This window comes from Mycobacterium sp. PS03-16 (genome assembly GCF_004570325.1).
Classification (GTDB): domain Bacteria; phylum Actinomycetota; class Actinomycetes; order Mycobacteriales; family Mycobacteriaceae; genus Mycobacterium.
On record NZ_SPQO01000018.1, the window covers coordinates 15914 to 42041 of the forward strand.

At 69.1% G+C, this 26128-nt stretch carries 27 protein-coding genes, 4 tRNA genes and 1 pseudogene; 13 read left to right on the plus strand and 19 right to left on the minus strand.

Features of this window, described 5'->3' with window-relative positions:
• Positions 1-7: 7 nt before the first annotated feature.
• From E4P42_RS16125 to E4P42_RS16135, 3 genes and pseudogenes are all read right to left on the minus strand, one after another.
• The gene (locus E4P42_RS16125; RefSeq protein WP_135127088.1) at positions 8-1219 is read right to left on the minus strand and encodes an acetyl-CoA C-acetyltransferase; all 1212 of its coding nucleotides are present in this window, start codon (positions 1217-1219) and stop codon (positions 8-10) included.
• A 461-nt stretch (positions 1220-1680) separates the two neighbouring features.
• On the minus strand, positions 1681-2787 hold the full coding sequence (locus E4P42_RS16130; protein ID WP_135127089.1) for an alkene reductase: 1107 nt from the start codon (positions 2785-2787) through the stop codon (positions 1681-1683).
• 7 nt (positions 2788-2794) lie between these two features.
• Positions 2795-2998, minus strand: a pseudogene (locus tag E4P42_RS16135) (hypothetical protein); the annotation flags it as partial.
• A 48-nt stretch (positions 2999-3046) separates the two neighbouring features.
• Between E4P42_RS16135 and E4P42_RS16140 the strand changes: the two are divergent.
• The 4 genes from E4P42_RS16140 (at position 3047) to E4P42_RS16155 (ending at position 5958) form a co-directional block, all read left to right on the plus strand.
• On the plus strand, positions 3047-4210 hold the full coding sequence (locus tag E4P42_RS16140) for a pyridoxal phosphate-dependent aminotransferase (protein ID WP_135127090.1): 1164 nt from the start codon (positions 3047-3049) through the stop codon (positions 4208-4210).
• Between the two features lie 220 nt (positions 4211-4430).
• Positions 4431-4775: a hypothetical protein gene (locus E4P42_RS16145; RefSeq protein ID WP_209305791.1), complete on the plus strand. Its 345-nt coding sequence runs from the start codon at positions 4431-4433 to the stop codon at positions 4773-4775.
• Between the two features lie 37 nt (positions 4776-4812).
• Positions 4813-5172 (plus strand): heme-binding protein, encoded by a 360-nt coding sequence (locus E4P42_RS16150; RefSeq protein WP_135127091.1) that lies wholly within the window; start codon positions 4813-4815, stop codon positions 5170-5172.
• Between the two features lie 3 nt (positions 5173-5175).
• Entirely contained in the window at positions 5176-5958 is a 783-nt protein-coding gene (locus E4P42_RS16155) for a DUF4239 domain-containing protein (protein WP_135127092.1), read from the plus strand.
• A gap of 13 nt (positions 5959-5971) precedes the next feature.
• Here E4P42_RS16155 and E4P42_RS16160 read toward each other — a convergent pair whose 3' ends face one another.
• The 3 genes from E4P42_RS16160 to E4P42_RS16170 are packed head-to-tail and all read right to left on the minus strand — an operon-like array spanning position 5972 to position 7342.
• Entirely contained in the window at positions 5972-6412 is a 441-nt protein-coding gene (locus E4P42_RS16160) for an SRPBCC family protein (RefSeq protein WP_135127093.1), read from the minus strand.
• A 6-nt stretch (positions 6413-6418) separates the two neighbouring features.
• On the minus strand, positions 6419-6865 hold the full coding sequence (locus tag E4P42_RS16165) for an SRPBCC family protein (protein ID WP_135127094.1): 447 nt from the start codon (positions 6863-6865) through the stop codon (positions 6419-6421).
• Positions 6866-6892: 27 nt separating this feature from the next.
• Positions 6893-7342, minus strand: coding sequence for an SRPBCC family protein (locus E4P42_RS16170; RefSeq protein ID WP_135127095.1), 450 nt, complete (start codon positions 7340-7342; stop codon positions 6893-6895).
• Between the two features lie 36 nt (positions 7343-7378).
• On the opposite strand from E4P42_RS16170, the gene E4P42_RS16175 reads away from it, so the two are divergent.
• Together E4P42_RS16175 and E4P42_RS27010 are read left to right on the plus strand one after the other, a co-directional pair.
• Positions 7379-7732 carry a UBP-type zinc finger domain-containing protein gene (locus tag E4P42_RS16175; RefSeq protein ID WP_135127096.1) on the plus strand — a complete coding sequence of 118 codons (354 nt, stop codon included), beginning with the start codon at positions 7379-7381 and terminating at the stop codon, positions 7730-7732.
• 45 nt (positions 7733-7777) lie between these two features.
• A complete protein-coding gene (locus E4P42_RS27010) occupies positions 7778-7945 on the plus strand; it encodes a hypothetical protein (RefSeq protein WP_167759509.1) in 168 nt (55 codons plus the stop codon).
• Between the two features lie 4 nt (positions 7946-7949).
• Here E4P42_RS27010 and E4P42_RS16180 read toward each other — a convergent pair whose 3' ends face one another.
• Complete coding sequence (locus tag E4P42_RS16180) at positions 7950-8933, minus strand: NAD-dependent epimerase/dehydratase family protein (RefSeq protein WP_135127097.1); 984 nt, start codon at positions 8931-8933, stop codon at positions 7950-7952.
• Between the two features lie 93 nt (positions 8934-9026).
• Here E4P42_RS16180 and E4P42_RS16185 point away from each other — a divergent pair, with 93 nt between their 5' ends.
• A complete protein-coding gene (locus tag E4P42_RS16185) occupies positions 9027-10397 on the plus strand; it encodes a wax ester/triacylglycerol synthase family O-acyltransferase (RefSeq protein ID WP_135127098.1) in 1371 nt (456 codons plus the stop codon).
• Positions 10398-10401: 4 nt separating this feature from the next.
• On the opposite strand, the gene E4P42_RS16190 is transcribed toward E4P42_RS16185, so the two are convergent.
• The 6 genes from E4P42_RS16190 to E4P42_RS16215 all read right to left on the minus strand — a co-directional run bounded on the left by E4P42_RS16190 (position 10402) and on the right by E4P42_RS16215 (position 13587).
• Positions 10402-11964: an NAD(P)/FAD-dependent oxidoreductase gene (locus E4P42_RS16190; protein WP_135127099.1), complete on the minus strand. Its 1563-nt coding sequence runs from the start codon at positions 11962-11964 to the stop codon at positions 10402-10404.
• Positions 11965-11995: 31 nt separating this feature from the next.
• Positions 11996-12592 carry a TetR/AcrR family transcriptional regulator gene (locus E4P42_RS16195; RefSeq protein WP_135127100.1) on the minus strand — a complete coding sequence of 199 codons (597 nt, stop codon included), beginning with the start codon at positions 12590-12592 and terminating at the stop codon, positions 11996-11998.
• 18 nt (positions 12593-12610) lie between these two features.
• The gene (locus E4P42_RS16200; protein ID WP_135127101.1) at positions 12611-13225 is read right to left on the minus strand and encodes a TetR/AcrR family transcriptional regulator; all 615 of its coding nucleotides are present in this window, start codon (positions 13223-13225) and stop codon (positions 12611-12613) included.
• Positions 13226-13284: 59 nt separating this feature from the next.
• Positions 13285-13361, minus strand: a tRNA-Phe gene (locus E4P42_RS16205).
• Positions 13362-13404: 43 nt separating this feature from the next.
• Positions 13405-13481: transfer RNA gene (locus tag E4P42_RS16210), tRNA-Asp, on the minus strand.
• A gap of 33 nt (positions 13482-13514) precedes the next feature.
• A tRNA-Glu gene (locus E4P42_RS16215) sits at positions 13515-13587 on the minus strand.
• A gap of 132 nt (positions 13588-13719) precedes the next feature.
• Between E4P42_RS16215 and E4P42_RS16220 the strand changes: the two genes are divergently transcribed.
• Positions 13720-13795: transfer RNA gene (locus E4P42_RS16220), tRNA-Lys, on the plus strand.
• A gap of 18 nt (positions 13796-13813) precedes the next feature.
• Here the strand turns inward: E4P42_RS16220 and E4P42_RS16225 are convergent.
• The 3 genes from E4P42_RS16225 to E4P42_RS16235 all read right to left on the minus strand — a co-directional run bounded on the left by E4P42_RS16225 (position 13814) and on the right by E4P42_RS16235 (position 17162).
• Positions 13814-15031 (minus strand): serine/threonine-protein kinase, encoded by a 1218-nt coding sequence (locus E4P42_RS16225; RefSeq protein WP_135127102.1) that lies wholly within the window; start codon positions 15029-15031, stop codon positions 13814-13816.
• Between the two features lie 208 nt (positions 15032-15239).
• A complete protein-coding gene (locus tag E4P42_RS16230; RefSeq protein ID WP_135127103.1) occupies positions 15240-16106 on the minus strand; it encodes an SPFH domain-containing protein in 867 nt (288 codons plus the stop codon).
• A 51-nt stretch (positions 16107-16157) separates the two neighbouring features.
• Positions 16158-17162, minus strand: a complete 1005-nt coding sequence (locus E4P42_RS16235; protein ID WP_209305792.1) for an oxygenase MpaB family protein — start codon at positions 17160-17162, stop codon at positions 16158-16160.
• A gap of 70 nt (positions 17163-17232) precedes the next feature.
• On the opposite strand from E4P42_RS16235, the gene E4P42_RS16240 reads away from it, so the two are divergent.
• From E4P42_RS16240 to phoU, 5 genes are all read left to right on the plus strand, one after another.
• Positions 17233-17817, plus strand: coding sequence for a TetR/AcrR family transcriptional regulator (locus E4P42_RS16240; RefSeq protein WP_135127104.1), 585 nt, complete (start codon positions 17233-17235; stop codon positions 17815-17817).
• Between the two features lie 210 nt (positions 17818-18027).
• Positions 18028-19023 (plus strand): acyl-ACP desaturase, encoded by a 996-nt coding sequence (locus tag E4P42_RS16245; protein WP_135127105.1) that lies wholly within the window; start codon positions 18028-18030, stop codon positions 19021-19023.
• Positions 19011-20186 carry a tRNA dihydrouridine synthase DusB gene (gene dusB / locus E4P42_RS16250; RefSeq protein ID WP_135127106.1) on the plus strand — a complete coding sequence of 392 codons (1176 nt, stop codon included), beginning with the start codon at positions 19011-19013 and terminating at the stop codon, positions 20184-20186. Before E4P42_RS16245 ends, dusB begins: the two co-directional genes overlap by 13 nt.
• 206 nt (positions 20187-20392) lie before the next feature.
• Positions 20393-22543: an LCP family protein gene (locus E4P42_RS16255; protein ID WP_135127107.1), complete on the plus strand. Its 2151-nt coding sequence runs from the start codon at positions 20393-20395 to the stop codon at positions 22541-22543.
• Between the two features lie 100 nt (positions 22544-22643).
• Positions 22644-23312, plus strand: coding sequence for a phosphate signaling complex protein PhoU (gene phoU, locus E4P42_RS16260; protein ID WP_135127108.1), 669 nt, complete (start codon positions 22644-22646; stop codon positions 23310-23312).
• 57 nt (positions 23313-23369) lie between these two features.
• On the opposite strand, the gene pstB is transcribed toward phoU, so the two are convergent.
• Genes pstB through pstC form a run of 3 tightly spaced genes read right to left on the minus strand, consistent with a single transcriptional unit; the run spans position 23370 to position 26120 of the window.
• Positions 23370-24146 (minus strand): phosphate ABC transporter ATP-binding protein PstB, encoded by a 777-nt coding sequence (pstB, locus tag E4P42_RS16265; RefSeq protein ID WP_135127109.1) that lies wholly within the window; start codon positions 24144-24146, stop codon positions 23370-23372.
• 10 nt (positions 24147-24156) lie between these two features.
• A complete protein-coding gene (gene pstA / locus E4P42_RS16270) occupies positions 24157-25074 on the minus strand; it encodes a phosphate ABC transporter permease PstA (protein ID WP_135127110.1) in 918 nt (305 codons plus the stop codon).
• Positions 25071-26120, minus strand: a complete 1050-nt coding sequence (gene pstC / locus E4P42_RS16275) for a phosphate ABC transporter permease subunit PstC (protein WP_135127111.1) — start codon at positions 26118-26120, stop codon at positions 25071-25073. Before pstC ends, pstA begins: the two co-directional genes overlap by 4 nt.
• Positions 26121-26128: the final 8 nt, after the last annotated feature.

The window sequence follows — 26128 nt, forward strand, 5'->3', positions numbered from 1 at the left end:
TTCTCTCCTAGACGCGCTCGATGATGGTGGCCACGCCCATGCCGCCGCCCACGCACAGCGTGATCAGCGCGCGCCGCGCGTTGCGGCGCTCGAGCTCGTCGACCATGGTGCCGGTGATCATGGCGCCGGTGGCGCCGAGCGGGTGGCCCATCGCGATGGCGCCGCCGTTGACGTTGAGCTTCTCGTCGGGGATGTTCAAGTCCTTCTGGAACTTCAGAACCACCGAGGCGAACGCCTCGTTCAGTTCGAACAGGTCGATGTCGTCGACGGTCAGCCCGGCGCGGTCGAGCACCTTCTTGGTGGCCGGCGTCGGGCCGGTGAGCATGATGACCGGATCGGAGCCGCTCGTGGCGGTCGCGACGATCCGAGCGCGCGGGGTCAGGCCCTGCGACTGGCCCGCCCGCTCACTTCCGACGAGCACCAGTGCGGCGCCGTCGACGATGCCGGAGCTGTTGCCGCCGGTGTGGACGTGGTTGATCTTCTCGACGTAGTGGTACTTCTGCAGCGCCACGTCGTCGAAGCCGCCCATCGCGCCGATGCCGTCGAACGCGGTCTTGAGCTTGCCGAGGCTCTCGACGGTGGTGCCGGGCCGCATGTGCTCGTCGTGGTCGAGGATCACCAGGCCGTTCTGGTCACGCACCGGAACCACCGACTTGGCGAAGTAGCCGCCCGACCAGGCTGCCGCGGCGCGCTCCTGCGACCGCGCGGCGTAGGCGTCGACGTCCTCACGGGAGAAGCCCTCGATGGTGGCGATCAGGTCGGCGCCGATGCCCTGCGGGACGAAGCCGATGGTGTAGTTGGTCTCCGGATCGGTGGCCCAAGCGCCGCCGTCGGAACCCATCGGCACGCGGCTCATCGACTCCACGCCGCCGGCCAGCACCAGGTCGTCCCAGCCGGAGCGGACCTTTTGCGCAGCGGTGTTGACGGCCTCGAGGCCCGAGGCGCAGAAGCGGTTGAGCTGAACGCCACCGGTGGTGTCGGGCAGCCCCGCGGCCAGCACCGCGGTGCGGGCGATGTCGCCGCCCTGGTCGCCGACCGGCGAGACGACGCCGAGGATGACGTCGCTGATCAGGGTCTCGTCGAGGTCGGGATGGCGACGGCGGATCTCGTCGATGAGACCGGTCACCAGGTTGAGGGGTTTGACCTCATGCAGCGACCCGTTCTTCTGCTTGCCGCGAGGCGTACGAATCGCCTCGTAGATGAAGGCTTCTTCAGACATGCCCGCGAGCGTAACAGGCTAAACCAACCAGATGGTTGGGCGGTCCCCGCGTTCGCCGAGTGGCCACTCATCCGACGCCTACGCGACGATGGCGCGGCATAACTGGCCACTCGGTGAGGACTGTCAGGCGAGTCGGCTCTCGGCGTAGGCCAGCATCGCTTCCCGCAGATAGTCGGCCAGCCGCGGATCCTCGGCGTTGTAGTGCGAGCGCAGCTCCGACGGCTCTTGGAGCGCTTCGGCCAGGCCGATATAGCCGGCCTTGTCGGGGTTCGCCCGACACCCGGGCCACGTGCTGAATCGACCAACTCACCGGACCACAACCTCCCACGATGACCGCGTCTCACGCTAGAAGTTGCCGTAACGCGAAGGTCAAGAAGGCCTCTCGCGCGAGTAGACGCAAAAATGCCCCGAAAGCGACGTTTCGGGGCACTTCTGCGTCTGCTCGCGCGAGCAGGAACCGGTCAGGCCGACTTGGGCTCCGCCAGCTCAGCCAGCGTCGGGTAGTCGATGTAGCCGGCCGGACCGGGCGCGTAGAACGTCGCCACGTCCGGTTCGTTGAGGTCGGCGCCGACCCTCAGCCGCTCGATCAGGTCAGGGTTGGCCAGGAACGGGCGGCCCACCGCGGCGGCGCTGATCACGCCCCAGTCGGCGAGTTCCTCCAGCTGGCAGAAGCTGTCGTCGCGATCGCGGCCGGTGTTGAGCACCACCGGGCCGGGCCAGGCTCCGCGCAGCGCGCCGAAGGCGGGGTCCTCGGGGTGGATCAGCAGGTGCAGATACGCCAGACCGAGCGGGGCGATGCGCTCCAGCAGAGCGTCGTAGGTGCTCACGGTGTCGTTCTCGCGCATGTCCCCGGCGGTGTTTCCCGGTGAGATCCGCAGGCCGACGCGCCCGGCGCCGATCTCGGCGGCGACGGCCTCGACCACCTCCGCGGTCAGGCGGGCGCGGTTCTGCGGCGAGCCGCCGTAGGCGTCGGTGCGCTGATTGACCACATCGGACGAGAACTCGTGCAGCAGGTAGCCGTTGGCCCCATGGATCTCGACACCGTCCATCCCCGCGTCGATCGCCCGGCGCGCGGCGACCCGGAACTGGTCGACGATCGACTCGATCTCGTCGATCCGCAGCGCGCGCGGCACGGGGAGCGGCTGCTTGCCGGTGGGCGTGTGGGTCAACATGTCCGCGGCGATCGGTGACGGCCCCACCGTCTCGAATCCGCTGATCTCGGGGTGCGCCATCCGGCCGACGTGCCACAGCTGGACGAACATCTTGCTGCCGGCGTTGTGCACCGCGGAGGCGATCTCGGCCCACTTGTCCTGATGCCGGTCGGTGTAGATGCCGGGCGTGTTCATGTAGGCGCCGTTGGCCTGCTCGCAGATGGCGGTGGCCTCGCTGATGATCAGGCCCGCTTCGGCGCGCTGCGAGTAATACAGCGCCGCGAGGTCGGACGGCGCGCCGTCAGCATGGGCGCGGGACCGGGTCAACGGAGCCATGAAGATTCGGTTCTCGGCAGCGGTGTCACCGATCTGGATGGGCTTCAGCAATGCGGACTCGTCGGCCAGGGAGAAGGTCATGCTCGACTTAAGCGCAGCTTCGACGCGGTTCATTCCCGGGGAGCTCGCAGTCGCCGACGATCGCCGTCACCCGGATCTCGACCCGCATCTTCGGCGCTCCCAGTGCGGTGACACCGGTCTCGGTCCAGATCGGCGCCCGGTCGGGCATCCACTTGCGCAGCTGCGCGGTCATGACCTCGTTGTGCGCGTCGCCGATCTCGTCCGGTGCGCTCGCCACGCGCCGTGCGCCCGCCGAGCGCGTCCACCTACGCTCGCAACCATGACGGTCTCGAGGCTGCGACCCTACGCGGTGACGGTGTTCGCCGAGATGTCCGCGCTGGCGGCCCGCATCGGCGCGGTGAACCTCGGTCAGGGTTTCCCGGACGAGGACGGCCCACCGGCCATGCTCGAGCTCGCGCGGAAGGCGATCGCCGACGGCGTCAACCAGTACCCGCCGGGCCCGGGCATCCCAGCGCTGCGCGAAGCGATTGCGGCACAACGCAAACGACGGCACGGTGTCGACTACGACCCGGACACCGAGGTGCTGGTCACCGCAGGGGCCACCGAGGGCATCGCCGCGGCCGTCCTCGGCCTGGTCGAACCCGGGTCCGACGTCCTGCTCATCGAACCGTTCTACGACTCGTACTCACCCGTGATCGCCATGGCGGGGTGCCACCGCGTCACCGCACCCATGGTCGCCGACGGGCGCGGATTCGCGATCGACGCCGACGCGCTGCGCCGCGCCGTCACCCCGCGCACCCGGGCGCTGATCCTCAACACCCCGCACAATCCCACCGGTATGGTCGCCACGGAGGACGACCTCGCGGCGATCGCGGAGGTCGCGATCGCGCACGATCTGCTGGTGATCACCGACGAGGTGTACGAGCACCTCGTGTTCGACGGCGGCCACCACCGGCCGCTGGCCGCGCTGCCCGGGATGGCCGAGCGCACCGTCACCCTCTCGAGCGCGGCCAAGATGTTCAACGTCACCGGCTGGAAGATCGGCTGGGCCTGCGGACCGGCGGACCTGATCGCTGGAGTGCGGGCGGCCAAGCAGTACCTGACCTACGTGGGTGGGGCGCCGTTCCAGCCGGCGGTGGCGCACGCCCTGGACAACGACGACGCCTGGGTGGATGAGCAGCGGGCGTCGCTGCAGGCCCGTCGAGACACGCTGGCCGCGGCGCTGGCCGACATCGGTTTCGGCGTGCACGACAGCGCCGGCACGTTTTTCGTGTGCGCCGACCCGCGGCCGCTGGGCTTCGAGGACAGCACCGCGTTCTGCGCGCAGTTGCCGCACACGGTCGGCGTGGCCGCGATCCCGATGTCGGCGTTCTGCCGTCCCGACGCCGGTGAACTCAACCACCTGGTGCGCTTCACGTTCTGCAAGAAGCAGGACACCCTCGACGAGGCGATCCGCCGACTCGAAATGCTAAGGCGGCTCTAGGGCTTCAGGCCCCGAACACTGACGGACGGTGGTCCACACCGTCGGAACCACCATCGACGAGCAGCCGCGCCGTACTCGTTGACCGGCGGCGGAGCGTATCCGCCGCGCCCGAGGATCGGTTCCGCCGGAATTGCCGAATCCGGCACACGATGTCCGCGCAGGTCTACTCTCCCGCCATAGCGGTCGCGAGCTCCTCTCACCGGTCGCGAAGGGGGCAGCCATGCACACCACACAGCGCTTCGCCATCGCGCTTCTGCTTCCGGCTTTGCTACCCATCTCATCGGTGTTCACCGCACCCACCGCGCAGGCCGACTGCAGCAGCGCCGGGGGCGCCACCGTGTGCGCGCAGGGCGAGGTGCGCGGATCCGACGGGGTGCCGAGGGCGGCTACCCCGGTGGTGCCGTACCCGTGCGACTACGACTGGTACTGCGGCACCGACTGGGACCTCGACGTCGTCTGGGACCCCGGCCGCCCCGGCATCGGCGGTCCCGGCGGTCCCGGTGGACCGGGCGGTCCTGGTGCGCCCGGCCGGCCAGGGGGCCGCGGCGGCGGCGGACGACGTTGACCCCTCGAGGCATCACCCACCGGACGAAGGAGCCACCATGGTGCATCCAGTACGACTGCGCGTGTTGAGTGCGGCGATCGGCGCCGGAGCCGTCCTCCTCGGCGCCGCGAGCGCGGGAGCCCAACCGCTGCCGCCTCCCCCGGTTCCGCCACCGTGCACGGCAGCCGAACTGGCGCGCGTCATGTCCGGCGTCACGTTCGACACCTCTAACTATCTGACCACCCATCCTGACGTCAACAACTTCTTCACCAGCCTCAAGGGCCAGCCCAAGGATCAGATCGGGGAGCAGGTCCGCGTCTACCTCGATGCCAACCCGATGGTCCGCGACGAATTGCAACGGATCCGGCAGCCCTCGGTGGACTTCCGCCAACGCTGCGGCGTGCCCGCCACCCCGTGATCCATGGGCGGTCTGAACCTTCCGGGACTGTCGGCGTTCCTGGCGTTGGTGATCGCCGCCTCGATCGCACTGGCGGTGCTGAGTGTCTGGCTGGCGGACAGAACTGTCAACCGGCCGGGCGGGCGCAAGGAGACGGGCTCGCTGTCATCCTTCGTGACGACGGTGGCGCTGGTCTACGGCGCCCTGCTGGGCTTCACGGTCGTGGTGGCGTGGGAACAGTTTTCGTCGGCCGAGGAGAACGTCACCAACGAGTCGTCGACGCTGGCCACCATGTACCGGCAAACCGTCAGCCTGCCGGCGCCGCAACAGGAGACCATGCGCGGTCTGCTGCGCAGCTATACCGACGCCGTGGTGGCCGAATGGGATCACCAGGGCAACGCCTCCGCCAGTGCGGACGCCCGGGCCTCAATCACCGAGATGTACCGGGTCCTGGGCGGCCAGCCGTCGGTGACGTCGAATCCGATCGCCGGCGAGATGCGGGACCAGCTGAACACCCTTACGACCCAGCGCAACACCCGCATCCTCGACGCCGAATCCCGCATCCCCGGGCTGCTGTGGAGCGGTCTGCTGTTCGGCGCCGTGCTGTTGGTTGCGCTGACCGCGTCCAGCAGGCTCGACATCCGGCGCAACCACATGATCCTGGCGGCCGCGATCGCCGTCCTGCTCGGGTTGCTGCTGTTCCTGATCTTCTGGCTCGACCACCCGTTCGGCCGCCAGCTGGGAGTCACCCCCGCCTCGTACGACTACACCATCCAGGTCTTCGACGGGGTCGACCAGATGACCTGAGTCTTCCCGGCCCTCACCCGCCCTTGACCTTGAGCACCCGCTTGCGCAGTCCGTCGGTCGCGGTCTCCATCAGCCCCTTGGCGCCCTTCTTCACCAGGAAGCCGGGCAGCGGCACCGTCGGGTCGACGGTCAGCTCGAACCGCACGCGCGTCCTGTCGCCGTCCGCGGTCAGCGTGTACCGACCCTCCTGCGCCCGTTGCTGTTTGGAGGAGACCAGAGTCCAGCTGACGCCGTCGTCGTGGACGGTGTAGTCGAGCACCTGCTCGTCGCTGACACCGACGATCTTGACCACCTGACGCGAACGCTTCGGGCGGCCGTCGTCGTCGCGGGTGAGGATCTCGACCTCCTGGTGCGCCGAGGACCACTCGGTCAGCGACTCGAGATCGAACAGCACGTCCATGATGTCGTCGCGGCTCGCCTCGATGACGACCTCGCGGGATTCTGTGATGGCCATGGCAAGTTATGTGCCACTCTTCTTGACCTTCAAAACCTGTTTGCGCAGGCCGTCGGTCGCGGTCTCCATCGCGCCCTTCATCGCGCGCTTGAGCACGAAACCGGGCAGCGGCACCGACGGATCGACGGTGATCTCGAACCGCACCGTGGTCTTGCCGCCGTCCGGGGTGAGCGTGTAGCTGGCGTCCTGGCTCTTGAGCTGCCCGGCGCTCACCAACGTCCAGCTCGCCGACGTGTCGGTCCAGCTGTAGTCGACCACCTGCTCGTCGGTCAGGCCCGCCGCCTTGACTTTCATCTTCACCCGGTGCGGGCGGCCGTCGGGATGGGTCTCGAGCACCTCGGCGCTCTGGTACTGCGACGACCAGCTGGGCGTCGACTCGACATCGGCGATGACGTCGAGGATCTCCTCCGGCGTCGCCTCGATGACGACTTCACGTGAATCGCTGACTGCCATGCGGCTGACCCTAGCGGCAGACGCCGGTCACGTGGGGCGCTTGCGCAGGTCCAGCACGCGGCGGCGCAGCCCGACAGTGGCGGTGTCGAGCACTCCCCTGGCGGCCCGCCGCAGCAGGAACCCGGGTAGCGGCATCATCGGGTCGACGGTGACCTCGAACCGCACGCGGGTGCGGTCGCCGTCCGGGATCAGCGTGTAGCGCGCGTCCTGCGACCGCTGGTAGGTCGAGCGGACGAGCGTCCAGCTGTACCCGTCGTCGTGATAGCGCAGCACGATCTCCGCCTCGTCGGTCACGCCGACGGGCGTTTTGACCGTGGCGACGCTGCGCAACGGCCGACCCGCGTCGTCTCGTTCGAGGATGCTCGAGCTCAGGTGCGCATCGGACCATTCGGGCAGCGACTCGAGATCCAGCATCACGGCGAGGATCTCGTCCGCCGGCGCTTCGATCACCACTTCCCGGGACTCCCTGATCGCCACGGCGTCGACGCTACGCCCGGCGTAGGCTCCCGCACTATGACCGAGGTGATCGATCCGGCCGTGCCGCCGAGCGGGACGGGATGCGTGGAGTGCGATGCCGACGGCGGATGGTGGGTGCACCTGCGCCGGTGCGCGGCCTGCGGGCACATCGGCTGCTGCGACGATTCGCCGGCCAGGCATGCGTCGGCGCACTGGCGCGAATCCGGCCATCCCGTCATCCGGTCGTTCGAACCCGGTGAGGACTGGTTCTGGGACTACGCCACCGACAGCTACGCCGACGGCCCCGAACTCGCGCCGCCGCAGGCGCATCCGGCCGACCAGCCGGTGCCAGGACCCCGCGGCCGGGTCCCGCACGACTGGATGGCGCAACTGCGCCGCGGTGCGCACTGAGCCCGCCGTCGTTTCTGTGCCTCGCGGTGAGGGTATTCCGCCGCCGTGAGTGACAACACGCCGAAGACCACCGAATCCGACAATGCGCCCGCCGGCGCTGAGGACGATGTGATGAGCGATCCCGGGGAAGGCGCGGGCGACCGCACCGACTGGTCCAGCGAGGGCGGTGCCACGCCGAGCGGTCCGGCGGACACCGGCGACCACACGCAGTGACCCCTTAGCGCACCACCGAGGCCAGCGCCGAAAGCGTCTCGGCGCCGGTGTATCTCGGCGACCAGCCGAGCTCATTCTTGGCCTTGCTGATGTCCATCACCACCGATGTGCGCCCCGCGTGCAGCCACTCCAGCGCCGACGGCACATACGGTAGCCGGCCCATGACCTCCGAGGTGGCGACCGCCGCGATCTGCGGCACCCGAACCGGCCGGGCGCCGAGCGCCTCGGCGACATCCGACATCGACAGCACCCCGTCACCGGCGATGTTGTAGGCGCCGGGTGCCGCCGACGTGGTGACGGCCAGCGCGATGGCGCTGGCGACGTCGTCGTGGTGGACGAGTTGCAGCGGGGTGCCCGGATCGGGGAACGGCGGCTTGAGCAGCGGCAGCGCCTGGGTCACCCGGCGCACCGGGCCCGGTAACTGGTTCCAGGGCATCGCGTCGGACAGGGCCGTCGCCTTCGGACCCGCGACGATGCAGGGGCGTAGCACGTACACCTCCAGCGACGAGCCTGCGGTGACCTCGGCGAGCATGGCCTCGCACTCGGCTTTCTGCTGCGAGTAGTAGTGGGCGGCGGAACCGCGCGGCGGCACGTCCTCGTTGATCGGCACCGGGTTGTCGGAGTGGTAGCCGTAGGCGGCGACCGACGAGGTGTAGACCAACCGCCGCGGGCGTTGCGCTGCCACTGTCGCTTCGAAGACGTTGCGGGTCCCGGCGAGGTTGATCCGCGCGCTCTCCTCGCGAGACCCCATGATGATGAACGCCAGGTGCACCACCACGTCGGCGTCGGCGACGAGCGCGTCGACGGCGTCGCGGTCGAGGATGTCGCCCTGCCGGTAGCTGGTCTTGGTCCAGCCGCGCGCCGCCGGATCGAACGGCCTGCGGGCCATCCCGACGATCTCGGTGACGTCCGGATGGTCCTCGAGCGCTTCGATCGTCGAAATGCCGATCTCACCCGTGGGGCCGGTGACGGCGACGCGCAGTGACATGACGGTGAAGTTCCCGCCGAGTGCCTATCGAAACGTTGCCCGCGGCGGTCCGGGGGTAATACAAAGTAGTTCCACGAAGTAAAGGGGGCCGTAGTGAAGCTGATCTCGCCGACCGACTCGATGTTCCTGCTGGCCGAATCGCGAGAGCATCCGATGCACGTCGGCGGGCTGCAGCTGTTCGAACCGCCCGACGGCGTCTCCGGTGCGGACTTCCTGCGGGAGATACACCGGCAGATGGTCACCCAGACCGAGTTCCAGCCCACGTTCCGCAAGCATCCCGCGACCGTGCTCGGTGGCGTCGCGAACATCGCCTGGGCCGAGGACGACGAGGTGGACCTCGACTACCACCTGCGCCGCTCGGCGCTACCCGCTCCCGGCCGGGTTCGCGAACTGCTGGAGCTCACCTCGCGGCTGCACGGCACGCTGCTCGACCGGCACCGGCCGCTGTGGGAGGCGCATCTGGTGGAGGGGCTCAGCGACGGCCGGTTCGCGGTATACGTCAAGTTCCACCACGCCCTCATCGACGGAGTGTCGGCGCTCAAGCTGACCCAGCGCACCCTGTCGCCGGATCCGGACGACACCGAGCTGCGGGTGCCGTGGAATCTCAAGCCGCGCAGGCGCGCCGACCAGGGCGAGGACGAGTCGAAGTCACTACTGCGCAGCGTCGGTGAGCGAGTGGGATCGGTGGCCGCGCTGGCGCCCTCGACTCTGCGGCTGGCCCGGGCGGCGCTGCTCGAACAGCAGCTGCAGCTGCCGTTCGGCGCACCCAAGACGATGTTCAACGTGCCGATCGGCGGTGCCCGCCGGGTGGCCGCGCAGTCGTGGCCGCTGGACCGGATCCGGGCGGTCAAGCAGGCCACCGGTGCGACCGTCAACGACGTGGTGCTCGCGATGTGCGCGGGCGCGCTGCGGTACTACCTCCAGGAGCAGAACGCGCTGCCGGATGCGCCGTTGATCGCGATGGTGCCGGTCAGCCTGCGCACCGAGGCCGAAGCCGACACCGGCGGCAACATGACCGGTGTGGTGCTGTGCAACCTGGCCACCGACGACGCCGACCCGGCTCGCCGGCTCGACACCATCAGCCTGTCGATGCGCAACAACAAACAGGTGTTCTCCCAGCTGCCGCGGGTGCAGCAGCTCGCCCTGTCGGCGGGTCTGATCGGACCGCTCGGCCTCGGCGTCGTCCCGGGTTTCGTCGCCGCCACCCCGCCGCCGTTCAACCTCGTGATCTCCAATGTGCCGGGCAGCCGGGTGCCGCTGTACTGGCAGGGGGCACGGTTGGACGGCAACTATCCGCTGTCGATCGCGCTGGACGGTCAGGCGCTCAACATCACGCTGGCCAACAACGCCGACAACCTCGACTTCGGGCTGGTCGGCGCCCGCGGCAGCATCCCGCACCTGCAGCGCCTCCTCGGCCACCTCGAGGATTCGCTCAAGGAACTGGAGCGCGCGGTCGGGATGTGAGCGGTCAGTCCAGGTCGGCCAGCGCCGCGGTGGCGGCGTTGTAGCCGGGGATGAACGTGATGCCGGGACCGCCGTGGCAGCCGGCGCTGCCGAGGTAGAGGCCGTCGATCGGAAGCGGTTGGTCGACATGACCTTTCGGCCCGGGCCGGTGGGGCCCGAGTTGTTCGGGATGGATGAGGCCGTGGCAGTAGTCCCCGCCGGGGGCGCCGAACATCGTGGCCATGTGCCGCGGGGTGAAGGTGGTGTGCCGGGAGATCAGCCGCGCGAAGTCCGGGGCGATGCGGGTGATCTTGTCGATCACGCGGCGACCCATCTCGGTCTTCATCTCGCCGTAGCGGGCGTGGTCGGTCTCGACCGGGAACCACAGCGAGAACGCCGACGCCGCATGCTTTCCCGGCGGCGCGAGGGACGGGTCGTGCGCCGACGGGATCTGCAGGGCGATGGCCGGATCGGCGGGCACCACGCCGCGCCGGCAGTCCTCCCACTGCTGCTGCAGTTCCTCCGGCGTGCTGAACAGCCCGATGGCCGCCTGCATCGCGGGGTCGTTGAGCATTTCGTACGGTTCGGCGAACGTGGGACAGCCGTCGAGCGCGAAGTGCATCTGCAGATAGCTGCCGCGATGGTCGACGCGGCCGTAGCGCTCACGCAGGTCGGCGGGCACCGCCGCGGGGTCGAGCAGCGCGGTGACGGTCAGGTCGGGGGCGACGGCGGAGACGACCGCGGGCGCGCTGCGCACCGTCCCGTCGTCGAGCCGCACCCCGGTCACCCGGCCGTCGGCGACGGTGATCTCGGTGACCGTGCTGCGCAGCCGCAGCTGCCCGCCGGCGTCGATCAACAGCCGGCACAGGTGCTCGGTGAGCGCACCGATGCCGCCGCGCAGTTTCCGCATCAGCACGGCGTTCTCGTCGGGCACCGCCATCCCGAAGGCCAGCGCGGCGGCGCTGCCCGGGGTGGCCGGGCCGCGGTAGGTGGTGTTGACGGCGAGGAAGGCGAGCATGCCGCGCAGCGCGCCGTGTTTGTCGCGGTCGGGCAGATACCGGTCGAGCACGTCGCTGACCGAGCCGAACAGCAGATCGGAGATCGCCGCCCGGTCGAATTCGCTTGCGGCACAGGCATACATCTCGTCGAGCGTCTTCGGGGGCTGCCCGGCGTCGAACCGGCCGAGCGCACGGGTGGGCGCCTGGCTCCACGCCATCAGCCCGGCCATCCCGGTGACCGCGTCGGCGCCGTGCACTTCGCCGAGGTGGGTGAGCATCGCCATCGGATCGGTGTGGTAGACCACCGGCGGGTCGCCGATGCCGCGCAGTGACACCGACATCACCTCGAGGTCGACCGTCGGCAGGTCGTCGAGTCCGAGGTCCCGGCTGACCCGCGCCGAGGTGGGGAACTGCAGCGAGCCGGCGATCTCGAAGCGGTAGCCGTCGAACAGTTCGACCGTCGAGGCCATGCCGCCGGCGAACCGCTTGGCCTCCAGGCAGATCGTGCGCAGCCCGGCCTGTTGCAGCAGCACGGCCGCGGTGAGCCCGTTGTGCCCGGCACCGATGACGATCGCGTCGAAGTCCGTCATCAGCCGAGGCTGGCACCGGCGCAGAGTTTTGTCAATATTGACGAAACTCGAGCGACTCCAACGCGGTGCGGCACAACCGTGACAGCTCCGGCAGCGACCGTTGGTCGCCGAGCATCCACACCTCCATCGCCCCGAACACCGCCGCGGCGATGCACCGGGCCATCACCGTGGTGCGCAGCCGTGCGTCGATGTCGGTGCCGGGCGCGCGGTCCCGGGTCAGGTGCTCCTCGACGGCCTCGGCGAAGTCGGCCTCGACCTGCCGGATGTGGCGCACGATGCGGCCGGGGTCGAGTTCCTGCGCCCGCAGGGCGGCGATCTTGGTGACGGCGTCGACGTCGTAGGGGAACTCGAGGATCGCCGAGTGCACCGACTCGATCAGCGATTCGTCGGGCGACCGGTGGGCCAGCGCGGTGCGAAACCACCGCAGGCCCGCGTCGTAGTCGGCGAACAGCAGATCGTGCTTGGAGTTGAAGTGCCGGTAGAAGGTGCGCAACGAGACCCCGGCGTCGGCGGCGATCTGTTCGGCGGAGGTGTCCTCGACGCCTTGGGCCAGGAATCGCACCAGGGCGGCCTGGCGCAAGGCGTCGCGGGTGCGCTCGCTACGCGCGGTCTGCGCTGGTCGGACCATAGACGTAAATTACCGGTCTCAGGCCGGCCCGGACTCCACCGGGCGCAGCAGCGCGATCGACGCCGCGACGGCCTCATCGGTGATGTCGCTCATCTGGCCGCCGTCCTCGACGGTGATCGCGGTCAATTCCTGCAGGCCGCCGAGCAGCATGATGACCCGCGGCCGCGAAACGGGCCCGATGCCCGCGGAGTGGAATTCGTCGGTGTCGCCGAGCGCCTGCACCATCGTGATGAAGTTCTCGGTGACGTCGCGCTTGAGCGACCGGGCGGACTCACCGAGCGACGGCAGGTCGCGGATCGCGCTGACCATCAGCGGCGACCGCGACACCGCCGAGGCGATCCACGCCTCGATGGCCTGGCGCACCTGCACCCGCCACGGCGACTGGGCGTCGACGGCGGCCGAGATCTGGCGGACCTGGTCGGCGTAGGCCTCGGCGAGCAGCGCGAGATAACAGGCCTCGCGGCCGTCGAAGTGTTCGTAGAAGGTGCGCCGAGACGTCCGCGCGCGCCGCACGATGTCGGCGACCGTCGTCTTCTGGTAGCCGTCGTCGGCGATCGAGGATTCCAGCGCGGCCAGCAGCCGCTGCCGGAAACCGTTCTTGTCCTCATCGGCGGCAGGCGCCTGGACTGTCACGCAATACCTCTCATGTCAGCCAGTCATCGTACGGCTGACCAAGGGGTCGTCCACCCACATGGTGGCCAGGGCCGGGATCGAACCGGCGACCTTCCGCTTTTCAGGCGGACGCTCGTACCAACTGAGCTACCTGGCCGGAAGGCACCGGCCGGTCGTGCACCGAATGCCTCGCCACACTGTGGCGACCCTGACGGGACTCGAACCCGCGACCTCCGCCGTGACAGGGCGGCGCGCTAACCAACTGCGCCACAGGGCCTTACTGTGTGCGACCCAACGTACAGGTCGCTCGTACCCCCTACGGGATTCGAACCCGCGCTACCGCCTTGAAAGGGCGGCGTCCTAGGCCGCTAGACGAAGGGGGCCGGCCGAATCTCTCCGGGGTACTCGCAACGCTTCCGTTGGGAGCTTCGATAGCTTAGGGCACACGCGCCCGAATCCCCAAACGGGGGTGCGGCGGCCCGCGCAGTACCCTCTAGTACATTGCAGTCCACACTGCCCCTATAGCTCAGTTGGTAGAGCTACGGACTTTTAATCCGCAGGTCCCAGGTTCGAGCCCTGGTGGGGGCACCACGCTTCTCCCCTACGGGGTCACCCGTCGTCGTCGCCGCCACGCAGCCACGGCGGCCCGTTTCCGTTCCCCCAGCCGGGGTTCCGATCGAAGATCGGCGGGGGCTGGCTGGTCACGGGCGGTGGCGGGCTCGTGGCCGACGGCGCGGGCAGCGACGTGCGCGCCGGCGTCGGGGCGGGCGCCGGCGAGGTCGATTCCGCGCTGCTCTGTGCCACCAGCACCGCCAACCCAGCAACCAGCGCCACCAGGACCGCGGCGACGGCCAGCAGGCCGCCGTAGCGACGCATCGGCACCGGAGGTCCAGCGACCGGAGGAGGCGGGCCGCTGAACAACATCCCGGGTGGCACCGAACCGGTCAGCACCCGGGTGGGCGGACGCATCGGCGGCACCGGCGCCGCCGCGGCCGCCACCAGCGGTGCGGCGCCGACGGGCACCAGGCCGGCCAGCGCGTCGCGCATGGCCCGCGCATCGGTGAAGCGCCACTGCGGATCCCGCGACATCGCCCGTTCGATGGTCGTCGCGAGCGCGGGGTCGACGTCGGGCCGCAGCTGCGTCAGCGGCACGATCGGCTGTTCGCACACCGCCCGTGCCAGCTGGGCGAGGTTGTCCTGCGGGAACAGCCGCCGACCGGTGAGCGCCTCGTAGCCGACGACGCCGACGGCGTACAGATCGTCGGAGACGGTCGCGGGCCGTCCGGCGATGCGCTCCGGGCTGAGGTAGGCCATGGTGCCGAACACCTGACCCGACATCGTCTGGACGGAGTCCCCGCTCTTGGCGATGCCGAAGTCGGCCACCTTGGTGTCGCCGAGTTCGGTGAACAGGATGTTGGCCGGTTTGATGTCACGGTGCAGGAATCCGGCGGCGTGCGCGGCGGCCAACGCGGCCAGCACGTTGTCCAGCACCGCCCGCACCTGTCCGGGCGACATCGGCCCGCGGGCGATCACGTCGGCCAGCGTCCGGCCGGGCAGGCGCTCCATCACGATGAACGGCGTCCCGTCGTGGTCGCCGCAGTCGTGTACGGCGACGACGTTGGGGTGGTTGAGCGCCGCCGCCGAGCGTGCCTCGCATTCGAAGCGCTCCCGCTGCGTGGAGTCGGCACCGATCGACGGGTGCATGAGTTTGACGGCGACGGCCCGATCGAGCCGACGGTCCCATCCGTCGCGCACGACGGCCATCCCGCCGCGACCGAGGGTTCCCCGTAATTCGTAGCGGTCGCCCAGTATTTCCGGCGCCTGCATTATTGACGCGTGCCCCGGATATTTCGGTTGCAAACCTTCCGGCGGCATCCGATCACCGTACCGGCGCCGGATGCGTCGGCCACGGACGTGACGGCCCCCAGCGCCTCAGGTCGGGCAATTGTGGCCGCGAGACTGAACTGGCGCAGCGGACGTGCGAGTGGAGGCCTGCACGGCTTCAGTCTGGCCGCATGCCGAGCGCGGCATCCGATCAGCGCGCCGGCACCGTCGGCACGGCCGGGGTGGCGGGCCAGCAGCCCAGCGGGCTGATGCGGGCCTCACGCGCGGCGTCCAGGCACTTGCTGACCAACACGTTCGGATTGTCCGACACCGAGCCCGCCAGGATCTCGTTGGCCCGCGCCTCGGCTTCGGCGGTCTGGGCGCGCTGTTCGGCGATGCGGGTGTTGGCCTTCTCCACATTCAGCGCGTTGATCCGTTCCTGGGTGGCCTCGTCGTAGTTGACCAGCGGCACGATCACGTTGATCACCTCGATCTGGTCGCCCACCTTGGCGCGCAGCTTGTCGGCCACCTCGTCACCGAGGACCTGCACGTTGGCGCCCTCGGCGTTCTCGGGGGCCAGCGGGTCGAAGTCGGCGAACACCTCGTTGAGGGCGGCGCGCAGCTCGCGGGTCACCAGGTTGTCGCGCACGTTGTCGAAGTCGCGGTAGTCGAGGAACAGTTCATCGGCCGCCGCGGGCTGGATGCGCCAGCGCACGCTGTTGTCCACATACGCCGTCGAGTTGTTGCCCAGCCGCACCGTGGTGGCGTACTCGCCGACGTGGTTGTCGATCTGGATGGTGCCGTTCATCTCGGTGACTTTCTGCCACGGCGCCTTGACGTGCAGGCCGTTGGTCAGCGTGCCGCCGGGCCTGCCGAACGTGGTGACGACGCCGATGTTGCGGGTCGAGACGATGGTCGTGCACCCGGAGATCAGCACCAAGACCGTCAGCGCCCCGGCGCCGGCCGCGATCCGGGTGGCACGGGTCCTCGCGGCGTCGGCGCGCGCGGTGAACCGCACCGCCAGTGCGGCGGCGACCACGATCAGCAACAGGACAGCGGCGAAGATTTCCCAGGGCATCTGCGGTGCTCCTTTGCGACTCGACGGCGAACCGCCGAATCGTAAGCCGCCTCAGACCTCCGGGCAGTAGTGAATCGGTTTGCCGCGGTGCTCGACCGGCGGCAGGTTGCGCGCCGGGGTGTGCACCAGCGGGGCGTCGGCCGCGCCACGTCCGGTCGCCCGGTCCCACCCGGCGCGCGACCGCGGGTGGTAGCGCCGCCGCACCGGCACCGCCTTGAACGCCAGGTTCACCAGCCGCCCGAACAGCCAGTGCAGCCGTTCGTCACGGCGAGACCAGCTGTAGCCCATCAACTCCCGCACCGGCGGGTCGTAGAGGCCGACGGTCACCCACACCGCGAACGGGCCGAGCACCTTGAGGTGCAGGCGCCACGCCCAGTCCGGAACCCACTGCAGCGACGGGTGTTTCGGCATCGTCGACAGGTTGAGGACTTCGCGCGCGGCGTAGTTGTTCTCCAGCACGTTGCGACACATGTGATCCCAGTACTCCTGGAATGCCTCCCAGGTCTCGGGCACCGGTCGCATGCTCATGCCGTACATGCGGTACCAGGTGAGGTGCTCGTCGAACAGCTGCCGCTTCTGCGCGTCGGTGAGGCCGTCACCGAAGTGCTCGGCGGTCAGGATCGTGCCCATGAAGAACGTCGAGTGCGCCCAGTAGAAGACGTCGGGGTTGAGCGCGCTGTACCGGCGGCCCTGGTCGTCGACGCCCTTGATCCCGATGTGGTAGTCGCGGACCTCCGCGCCGGTCTGCGGAGCACGGTCCCCGTCGAACACCACGCCGCCGATGGGGTACAGCGAGCGCAGCAGCCGGGGTAGGCGCTCGATGAAGAAGATGGAGTGCTGCTCGACGGCCGCCCCGAGCTGGGGGTGCATGTTCTGCATCGACCCGGCCCACGGCCCCTGCAGCAGACCCCGCCAGTCGCCGAACAACTTCCACGTCAGCGAGTCGGGCCCCAGCGGCGGCGGCCCGTCGTATCCGCCGGCGGACACCGGACAGCCGCTGGCGACCGGGGTGGATTCACTGGTCGCCGCGGGTATGGCGGAGATATCTTGGCTCACGGCGTACTCCCCCGTCGACGTCAGGAACGATTCTGACTACGTGCGTTGTCATCGCAGCTTAGGAGCAGAAGTGTCATCCGGTCAACGACGCGGCCGCTGGTCCGGCGTCCCCCTGCAGGACCGACAGGCGCTGCGCCGGGACGAGTTGATCGCCGCCGGGGTCAACCTGCTCGGCAGCGCGGGCGGGCCGGCGCTGACCGTGCGTGCGGTGTGCCGCGAGGCCGGGCTGACCGAACGCTACTTCTACGAGAGCTTCGTCGACCGCGACGAGTTCGTCGCCGCCGTGTACGACGACGTCTGCACCCGCGCGATGTCGACGCTGCTGCACGCCGAGACCCCGCGCGACGCGGTCGAGCGGTTCGTGGCGCTGATGGTCGACGATCCCGCCCGGGGCCGGGTGCTGCTGCTGGCACCGGAATCCGAGCCGGTCCTCGCCCGCTCCGGCGCGGAGTGGATGCCGAACTTCATCGAGCTGCTGCAGCGCAAGCTGACCCGCATCACCGATCCCGCCCGCCAGGCGATGGTGGCCACCGGGCTGATCGGGGCGCTGTCGGCGCTGTTCACCGCCTACCTCGACGGCCGGCTCGCCGCGTCGCGGGAGCAGTTCATCGACTACTGCGTCGACATGCTCATCAGCCGCGTCTCCACGCACTGACCCCACCCCCACCGGGGCGTCGGAGCCGGTGCGATCGGGTATCCGCATCGGTACGCGTGCTGTTTCGGCGCTGGTCCGGCGTGTCGTGACGCGCGTGACACCGGTTGGGTCAGACTTGAATGTCACCGGAATACACAGATATATTGAGTGCAACCAACAGGTACAGATAACTCCGACGGCTTTCCCGCACGCGAGGAGGACCCCCGCCCCATGCACGAGAACCTCACCGACCTCCACCTGCTCCACGAGCTGGAGCCGGTCGTCGAAACGCTGATGAATCGGCACATGAAGATGACCAAGGACTGGAATCCGCACGATTACATCCCGTGGTCCGACGGCAAGAACTACTACGCGCTGGGCGGTCAGGACTGGGATCCGGAGCAGTCCAAGCTGTCCGAGGTCGCCCAGACCGCGATGGTCCAGAACCTCCTCACCGAGGACAACCTGCCCGCCTACCACCGCGAGATCGCGATGAACATGGGCATGGACGGCGCGTGGGGCCAGTGGGTCAACCGGTGGACCGCCGAGGAGAACCGCCACGGCATCGCGCTGCGCGACTACCTCGTCGTCACCCGGTCCGTCGACCCGGTGCAGCTCGAGGAGCTGCGGGTCGAGCAGATGACCCGCGGCTTCTCCCCCGGCCAGAACCAGCAGGGCGACCTGTTCGCCGAGAGCCTGTTCGACTCGGTCATCTACGTGACGTTCCAGGAGCTCGCCACCCGCGTGTCGCACCGCAACACCGGTAAGGCGTGCGCCGAGCCCGTCGCCGACCAGCTGCTGCAGCGCGTCTCGGCCGACGAGAACCTGCACATGATCTTCTACCGCGATGTGTCCGAGGCCGGGTTCGACGTCGCCCCCGACCAGGCGATGCACTCGCTGCACCGGGTGCTGCGCAACTTCAAGATGCCCGGGTTCACGGTGCCGGAGTTCCGCCGCAAGGCCGTCATCATCGCCGTCGGCGGCGTCTACGACCCGCGGATCCACCTCGACGACGTCGTGATGCCGGTGCTCAAGAAGTGGCGCATCTTCGAGCGCGAGGACTTCACCGGCGAGGCCGCCCGCATGCGCGACGACCTCGGCGTGCTGGTCGAGGAGCTGCAGGAGGCCTGCGAGAAGTTCGAGGTGGCCAAGGAGCGCCGGCTCGAGCGTGAGCGCAAGATGGCCGAGAAGAAGGCCAGTAAGGTGCTCGCGTCATCAGCGTCGTAGCCCCGCCCGCCCAGACGGCCCGATCCGGATTACGGATCGGGCCGCTGGCGTTGGCCAGTCCGGTCGTCCTGGCCCCGATGGCCGGCGTCACCAACGTCGCGTTCCGCACCCTGTGCCGGGAGTTGGAGATCGCCAAGGCCGGGACGGTCAGCGGGCTGTACGTGTGCGAGATGGTGACCGCGCGCGCGCTCGTCGAGCGGCATCCGGTCACCATGCACATGACCACGTTCGCGCCCGATGAGTCGCCGCGGTCGCTGCAGCTCTACACCGTCGACCCGGACACGACGTACGCCGCGGCGAAAATGATCGTCGACGACGGTATGGCCGACCACATCGACATGAACTTCGGCTGCCCGGTGCCCAAGGTGACCAAGCGCGGCGGCGGGGCGGCCCTGCCCTACAAGCGGCGCCTGTTCGGCCGCATCGTGGCCGCCGCCGTGCGCGCGACCGAGGGCACCGACATTCCGGTGACGGTGAAGTTCCGCATCGGCATCGACGACGCCCACCAGACCCACCTCGACGCCGGCCGCATCGCCGCCGAGGAAGGCGCCGCGGCGGTGGCGCTGCACGCCCGCACGGCGGCGCAGCGCTATTCGGGCACCGCGGACTGGGAGCAGATCGCCGCGCTCAAGGCGCATGTGACCACCGTGCCCGTGCTGGGCAACGGCGACATCTTCGACGCCGACGACGCGGTGGCGATGATGGACGCGACCGGATGTGACGGTGTGGTGATCGGACGTGGCTGCCTCGGCCGGCCCTGGCTGTTCGCTGAACTGTCCGCACGATTCAACGGGCGCCCGATGCCGGTGCCGCCGACCCTCGGTGAGGTTGCGCAGATCATCCGCAGGCACGGGGACTTGCTCGCGGCGCACTTCGGCGAGGACAAGGGGATGCGCGACATCCGCAAGCACGTCGCCTGGTACCTGCACGGCTTCCCCGCCGGCTCCGATCTGCGGCGTGCGCTCGCGCTGGTCAAGACCCGCGCCGAACTCGACGCCCTGCTCGGCGAGCTGGACCCCGACGTGCCGTTTCCGCCCGCGGCCACCGGCCCCCGGGGGCGCCAGGGGTCCGCGGCGTCGGTGTCGCTCCCGGAGGGGTGGCTGACCGATCCCGACGACTGCACCGTGCCCGCCGGTGCGGACATGATGCATTCCGGCGGCTGAGGTATCTCAGACCGAGACGTTCTCGAGACGTTCGCCGGGTGGCTGTCTCACAGGATGTCTCAGTACGATATGGGTCTCGTCGCAGCAGGCTTCGGTGGCGGAGCCGTCTATGTGCTGCTACAAGACTATGAGCGCAGAACGGTGCGCACCGCGCCGAGTCATCGGCGCGCGAGGAGAGCTTTGACGGAGTCGGAGGCCGCGAGGACATGAGTGACGGCGACAACGCCACTCCTGACCGTCGGCGACCGCAGGGACCCGACTCGGACAACGAATGGCTTACCCGATCCCCCCGGCGAACTCCAGGCGCCGCGCCGTGGGAGCGCCAGCCGGATCCCGAAGACGCCGCGGACGCTGCGGACTCCGGGCACGCCGCGTCCACGGGCAGCCACACCGACGGCGGGCTGACCGTCGCTGATCTCATCGCGAAGATGGCCGGGGAAGGCGGGACGCCCGAGACCGGGAAACGCCGCCGGGCCGAGCCGGAGCCCGAGTCGGGCAGGCGTCGGCGCGCCGAACCCGAACCCGAGCCGGAAGCCGAACCGGAAGCCGTCGAACCGCCCGCGCCGCCGACCGAGATCATCGACGCGATCGTCGATCCGATCCCGGAGCCGCGGGAATTGCCGGGCCCGAATCCGGACCGGGAGGACACCGAGATCATCCCGGCCGCCGTCGGGGCCTACCGGGACGATCTGCCCGCGCTGACCGTCGAGTACCGCGACGAGCGTCCGCTGCCGGTGCGTTTCGGCGACCCCGCGCCGGTCATTCACGAGGCGCCCCGGCGCCGCCGCCGCACCGCGATGGTCGTCGGCCGTGCCGCCGCCGCGCTGCTGGCCGTGCTCGCGCTGGTCCTCACCGGCGGCGCCTGGCAGTGGCAGTCGTCGAAGAACAACAGCCTCAACAAGGTGTCCGCGCTGGACCAGGACTCCCGCGACATCGTCGACCCGAATGCGCAGTTCGGGGACGAGAACTTCCTGATCGTCGGCGTCGACAGCCGCATCGGCGAGAACAGCGACATGGGTGCGGGCACCACCGACGACGCGGCGGGCGCCCGGTCCGACACCGTCATGCTGGTGAACATCCCCGCCAACCGGAAACGGGTGGTCGCGGTGTCCTTCCCGCGCGACCTGTCGATCGATCCGATGGAATGCGAACCGTGGGACCCGCAGACCGGGGCGTACGGGCCGATCACCGATCCGGAATCCCCGATGTACGGGCGCGAGACCGTCTACACCGAGTACAAGCTGAACTCCGCGTACGCGGTGGGCGGGCCGAAGTGTCTGGTGAAGGTGGTCCAGAAGCTGTCCGGCCTGTCGGTCAACCGCTTCATGGCCGTCGACTTCGCCGGTTTCGCCAAGATGGTGGACGCGCTCGGCGGCGTCGAGGTGTGCAGCACCACCCCGCTCGAGGACTACGAGCTGGGCACGGTCCTCCCCACCGCCGGCCGCCAGATGGTCGACGGGCACACCGCGCTGAACTACGTCCGCGCCCGTCAGGTCACCACGGAGATCAACGGCGACTACGGTCGCATCAAACGCCAGCAGCTGTTCCTGTCGTCGCTGCTGCGCTCGCTGATCTCCAAAGAGGTGTTCTTCTCGCTGTCCAAGTTGAACAACGTGGTCAACATGTTCATCGACGACAGCTACGTCGACAACATCGACACCCGCGACCTGGTCACCCTCGGCCAGTCGATCCAGGGCGTGAACGCGGGCCGGATCTCGTTCGTCACCGTCCCCACCACCGGCTACGCCGACGAGTGGGGCAACGAGACGCCGCGCACCGACGACATGAAGGCGCTGTTCAGCGCGATCATCACCGACAGCCCGCTGCCCGGGGAGAAGAACGCCGACAACACCCCCGTGCCCGGCACGCCCGAGTCGTCGACCTCGCAGACGTCCACCCCGCAGACTTCGCCCGCACCGGCCGACGAGGCCGCGGCGCACCTGGTCGACGCCGTCACCACCGCACCGGGCGACGTGACCGTGCAGGTGTCGAACTCCACCGGGCAGGACGGCCTCGGCGCGACCACCGCCGATGCGCTGCAGCAACACGGCTTCAACGTCACCACCCCCGACGACTATCCGAGCGCGCTCGACACCACCACGGTCTTCTTCTCCCCCGGTAACGAGGAGGCCGCCGCGACGGTCGCGTCGTCGTTCGCGAACCCGACCATCGAGAGCGTGACCGGGATGGGTGACGTCGTGCAGGTGGTGCTCGGCAGTGATTTCCAGTCCGTCGCGGCCCCCACCCCGAGCGGTTCCCCGGTGCAGGTGAACGTGTTACACGGCGCCGACAGCACGCCCGCACCACTGCCCGAGGACCTCAACGTCACCAACGCCGCGGACACCACCTGCGAGTGAGCCCGCAGCAACATCACAGCAGCGTTGCCGCAGGTGGCATTCACCGTCAGTTCACCTGCGCCATCGTGACGTCGCCCGCCGCTACCTCTAGGCTTGGTTCATGCGAACCGCGTACCACGAGCAACTAGAGGCCCTCACCGAACAGCTCGGTGAGATGTGCGGCCTGGCGGGCGGCGCGATGGAACGCGCGACCCAGGCCCTGCTGCAGGCCGACCTCGTTCTGGCCGAGCAGGTCATCTCCGACCACGACCAGATCGCCGCGATGAGCGCGCGCGCCGAGGAGGCGGCGTTCGTGCTGCTGGCGCTGCAGGCGCCGGTCGCCGGCGACCTGCGGTCGGTCGTCAGCTCCATCCAGATCGTCGCCGACGTCGACCGGATGGGCGCCCTGGCGCTGCACGTCGCCAAGATCGCCCGGCGCCGGCACCCCCAGCACGTGCTGCCCGAAGAGGTCAACGGCTACTTCGCCGAGATGGGCCGGGTGGCGGTCGAGCTGGGCAACGCGGCCAAGGAGGTGCTCGAGACCCGCGACCCCGAGAAGGCGGCCCGCATCCAGGAGGAAGACGATGCGATGGACGATCTGCACCGCCACCTGTTCACGGTGCTGATGGACCGGGAGTGGAAGCACGGCGTGACCGCGGCGGTCGACGTGACGCTGCTGAGCCGGTTCTACGAGCGCTTCGCCGACCACGCCGTCGAGGTCGCGCGTCGGGTGATCTTCCAGGTCACCGGCAGTTACCCGGCCGAGGAGGTCATCGCGACGCCGCGCTGACCCCGCGAACACGAGAATGGCCCCCGCCGAGGCGGGGGCCATTTTCTGTTGGTGTGATCAGCCGAAGCGGCCCGAGATGTAGTCCTCGGTGGCCTTCTGCGTCGGGTTCGAGAAGATCTTCTCGGTGTCGTCGATCTCGATCAGCTTGCCGGGCTTGCCGGTGGCCTCGAGATTGAAGAACGCGGTCTGGTCGCTCACCCGCGCGGCCTGCTGCATGTTGTGCGTGACGATCACGATCGTGAAGTCCTGCTTGAGCTCCGAGATCAGGTCCTCGATCGCCAGCGTCGAGATCGGGTCCAGCGCCGAGCACGGCTCGTCCATGAGCAGCACGTCGGGCTGCACGGCGATCGCCCGGGCGATGCACAGACGCTGCTGCTGACCGCCGGACAGGCCGCCACCCGGCTTGTCCAGCCGGTCCTTGACCTCGTTCCAGAGGTTCGCGCCCTTGAGCGAGCGCTCGGTGACCTCGTCGAGGGTCTTCTTGCCGCGCACGCCCTGCAGCTTCAGCCCGGCCACCACGTTGTCGCGGATCGACATCGTGGGGAACGGGTTGGGCCGCTGGAACACCATGCCGATGGTCTTGCGGACGCCCACCGGATCGACGCCGGCGCCGTAGATGTCGTCACCGTCGAGCAGGACCGAACCCTTGACGTAGGCGCCGGGGATGACCTCGTGCATGCGGTTGAGGGTGCGCAGCACGGTCGACTTGCCGCAGCCGGACGGACCGATGAACGCGGTCACGCTGCGCGGCGGCACGGACAGCGACACGTCGGAAACCGCGTGGAACGCACCGTAGTAGATGTTGACGTCTTTGAGGTCGAGCCGCTTGGCCACTGGAGGTCTCCTAAACCTTCTTGGGGGCGAAGAATTTCGCGAGGAACCGCGCGCCGATGTTGAGCAGCGCGATGAGGACGATCAGGGTGAACGCCGCACCCCAGAGGCGGTCGGTGGGCACCGGGTTGGCACCGGCGCCTGCGGAGACCTGGTCGTACATCATGCCCGGCAGCGAACCCATGAAGCCGCCGAAGATGTCGAAGTTCATGGCTTGGGCGTAGCCCACCAGGATCAGCAGCGGCGCCGTCTCACCCATCACGCGGGCCAGCGCCAGCATGATGCCGGTGACGATGCCCGACAGCGCCGTCGGGATCACGATGGCCGAGATGGTCTTCCACTTCGGCACGCCCAGCGCGTAACTGGCCTCGCGCAGGTCCATCGGGACGATGCGCAGCATCTCCTCGGTGGAGCGCACGATCACCGGGATCATCAGCAGCACCAGCGCCAGCGACACCGCGAAGCCGGAACGCTCGAAGCCCAGCGTCGCCACCCACAGCGCGTAGATGAACAGCGCGGCCACGATCGACGGCACACCGGTGAGGATGTCGACCATGAACGTCGTGATCTTGCCCAGCCGGGTGCCGCCGCCGTACTCGACGAGGTAGATGCCGACGAACACACCGATCGGGATCGAGATCAGCGCGCACACCAGCCCCTGCAGCAGGGTGCCGATGATGGCGTGGTAGGCACCGCCGCCGGCCGCGAACGCGGTCATGCCGGCCTGCGAGTTGAACCACCAGGTGCTCGAGGTCACCGCGCCGAAGCCCTTGACGAGCACCGTGACCAGCACCCACACCAGCGGAATGACGGCGACCAGGACCGACAGCGTCACCAGCACGGTCGCGAGGTTGTTGGTGAATTTCCGCCGTCCGCTGACGCCCTGGAACGTGGGGACCTTGACGGGACGGTCCAGTGCTGAGGTCGTCATGAGGCAGACCTGTCCTTTCCGGCGACCGCGGCACGGGCCAGCGAGTTCACCACGAACGTCAGGATGAACAGCACCAGGCCCGCCGCGATGTAGGCGCCCGCCTTGTACTGGTCGTTGAACTCGGAGGCCGCCGCCGCGATGAGGCTGGCGAACGTGTAGCCGCCGTCGAAGAGCGACCAGCCGAAGGCGGCCTGCGTACCGCGCAGGATGATGAGCAGCGCGATGGTCTCACCGAGCGCGCGGCCCAGGCCGAGCATCGCGCCGCTGATGTAGCCGGACATACCGAACGGCAGCACGGTGGTGCGCACGACCTCCCAGCGGGTGGCGCCCAGCGCCAACGCGGCCTCGATCTGGCCGCGCGGCGTCTGGACGAACACCTCGCGGGTGACCGCGGTGATGATCGGGAGGATCATCACCGCCAGCACGATGCCTGCGGTGAAGATGGTGCCGCCGCCGGCCACCGACGCGGTGCCGGTCTGGAACAGGAACAGCCAGCTCAGGTTCTCGTTGAGCCACACCGCGAACGGCCGCAGCACCGGGGCCAGCACGTACAGGCCCCAGACGCCGTAGATGATCGACGGCACCGCGGCGAGCAGGTCCACCATGTAACCCAGCGGACCGGACACCCGCCGCGGCGCGTACTGCGTGAGGAAGATCGCGATGCCCAGCGCGACCGGCATGGCCAGCACAAGCGCGAACACCGAGACGAACACCGTCACCTGCAGCAGGTCGAAGATGCCGAACTGCATGGCGGAGGTGTCGGTGGTGACCCAGTTCCCGCCGTAGAGGAAGAAGTTCTCCTCGTTGCGCATCAGGGCGGGAACTGCGCGCCACACCAGGAAGAACCCGATCGCGGCGATCAGGGCGACGACGAAGAGGCCCGAACCCTCCGACAACCACCGGAAGATGCGGTCCCCCGGGCGGACCTTGGCACCCCGCCCGGGGTCGGTGGAGATGGGCTCCGGCTCGGGGAAGGGCGCAGAGATCGCCGCGCCCGACCCCGCTTCAGTTGGATTCGGTTCTGTCACATCGACCCTGTCGGTCATCGCTGTCG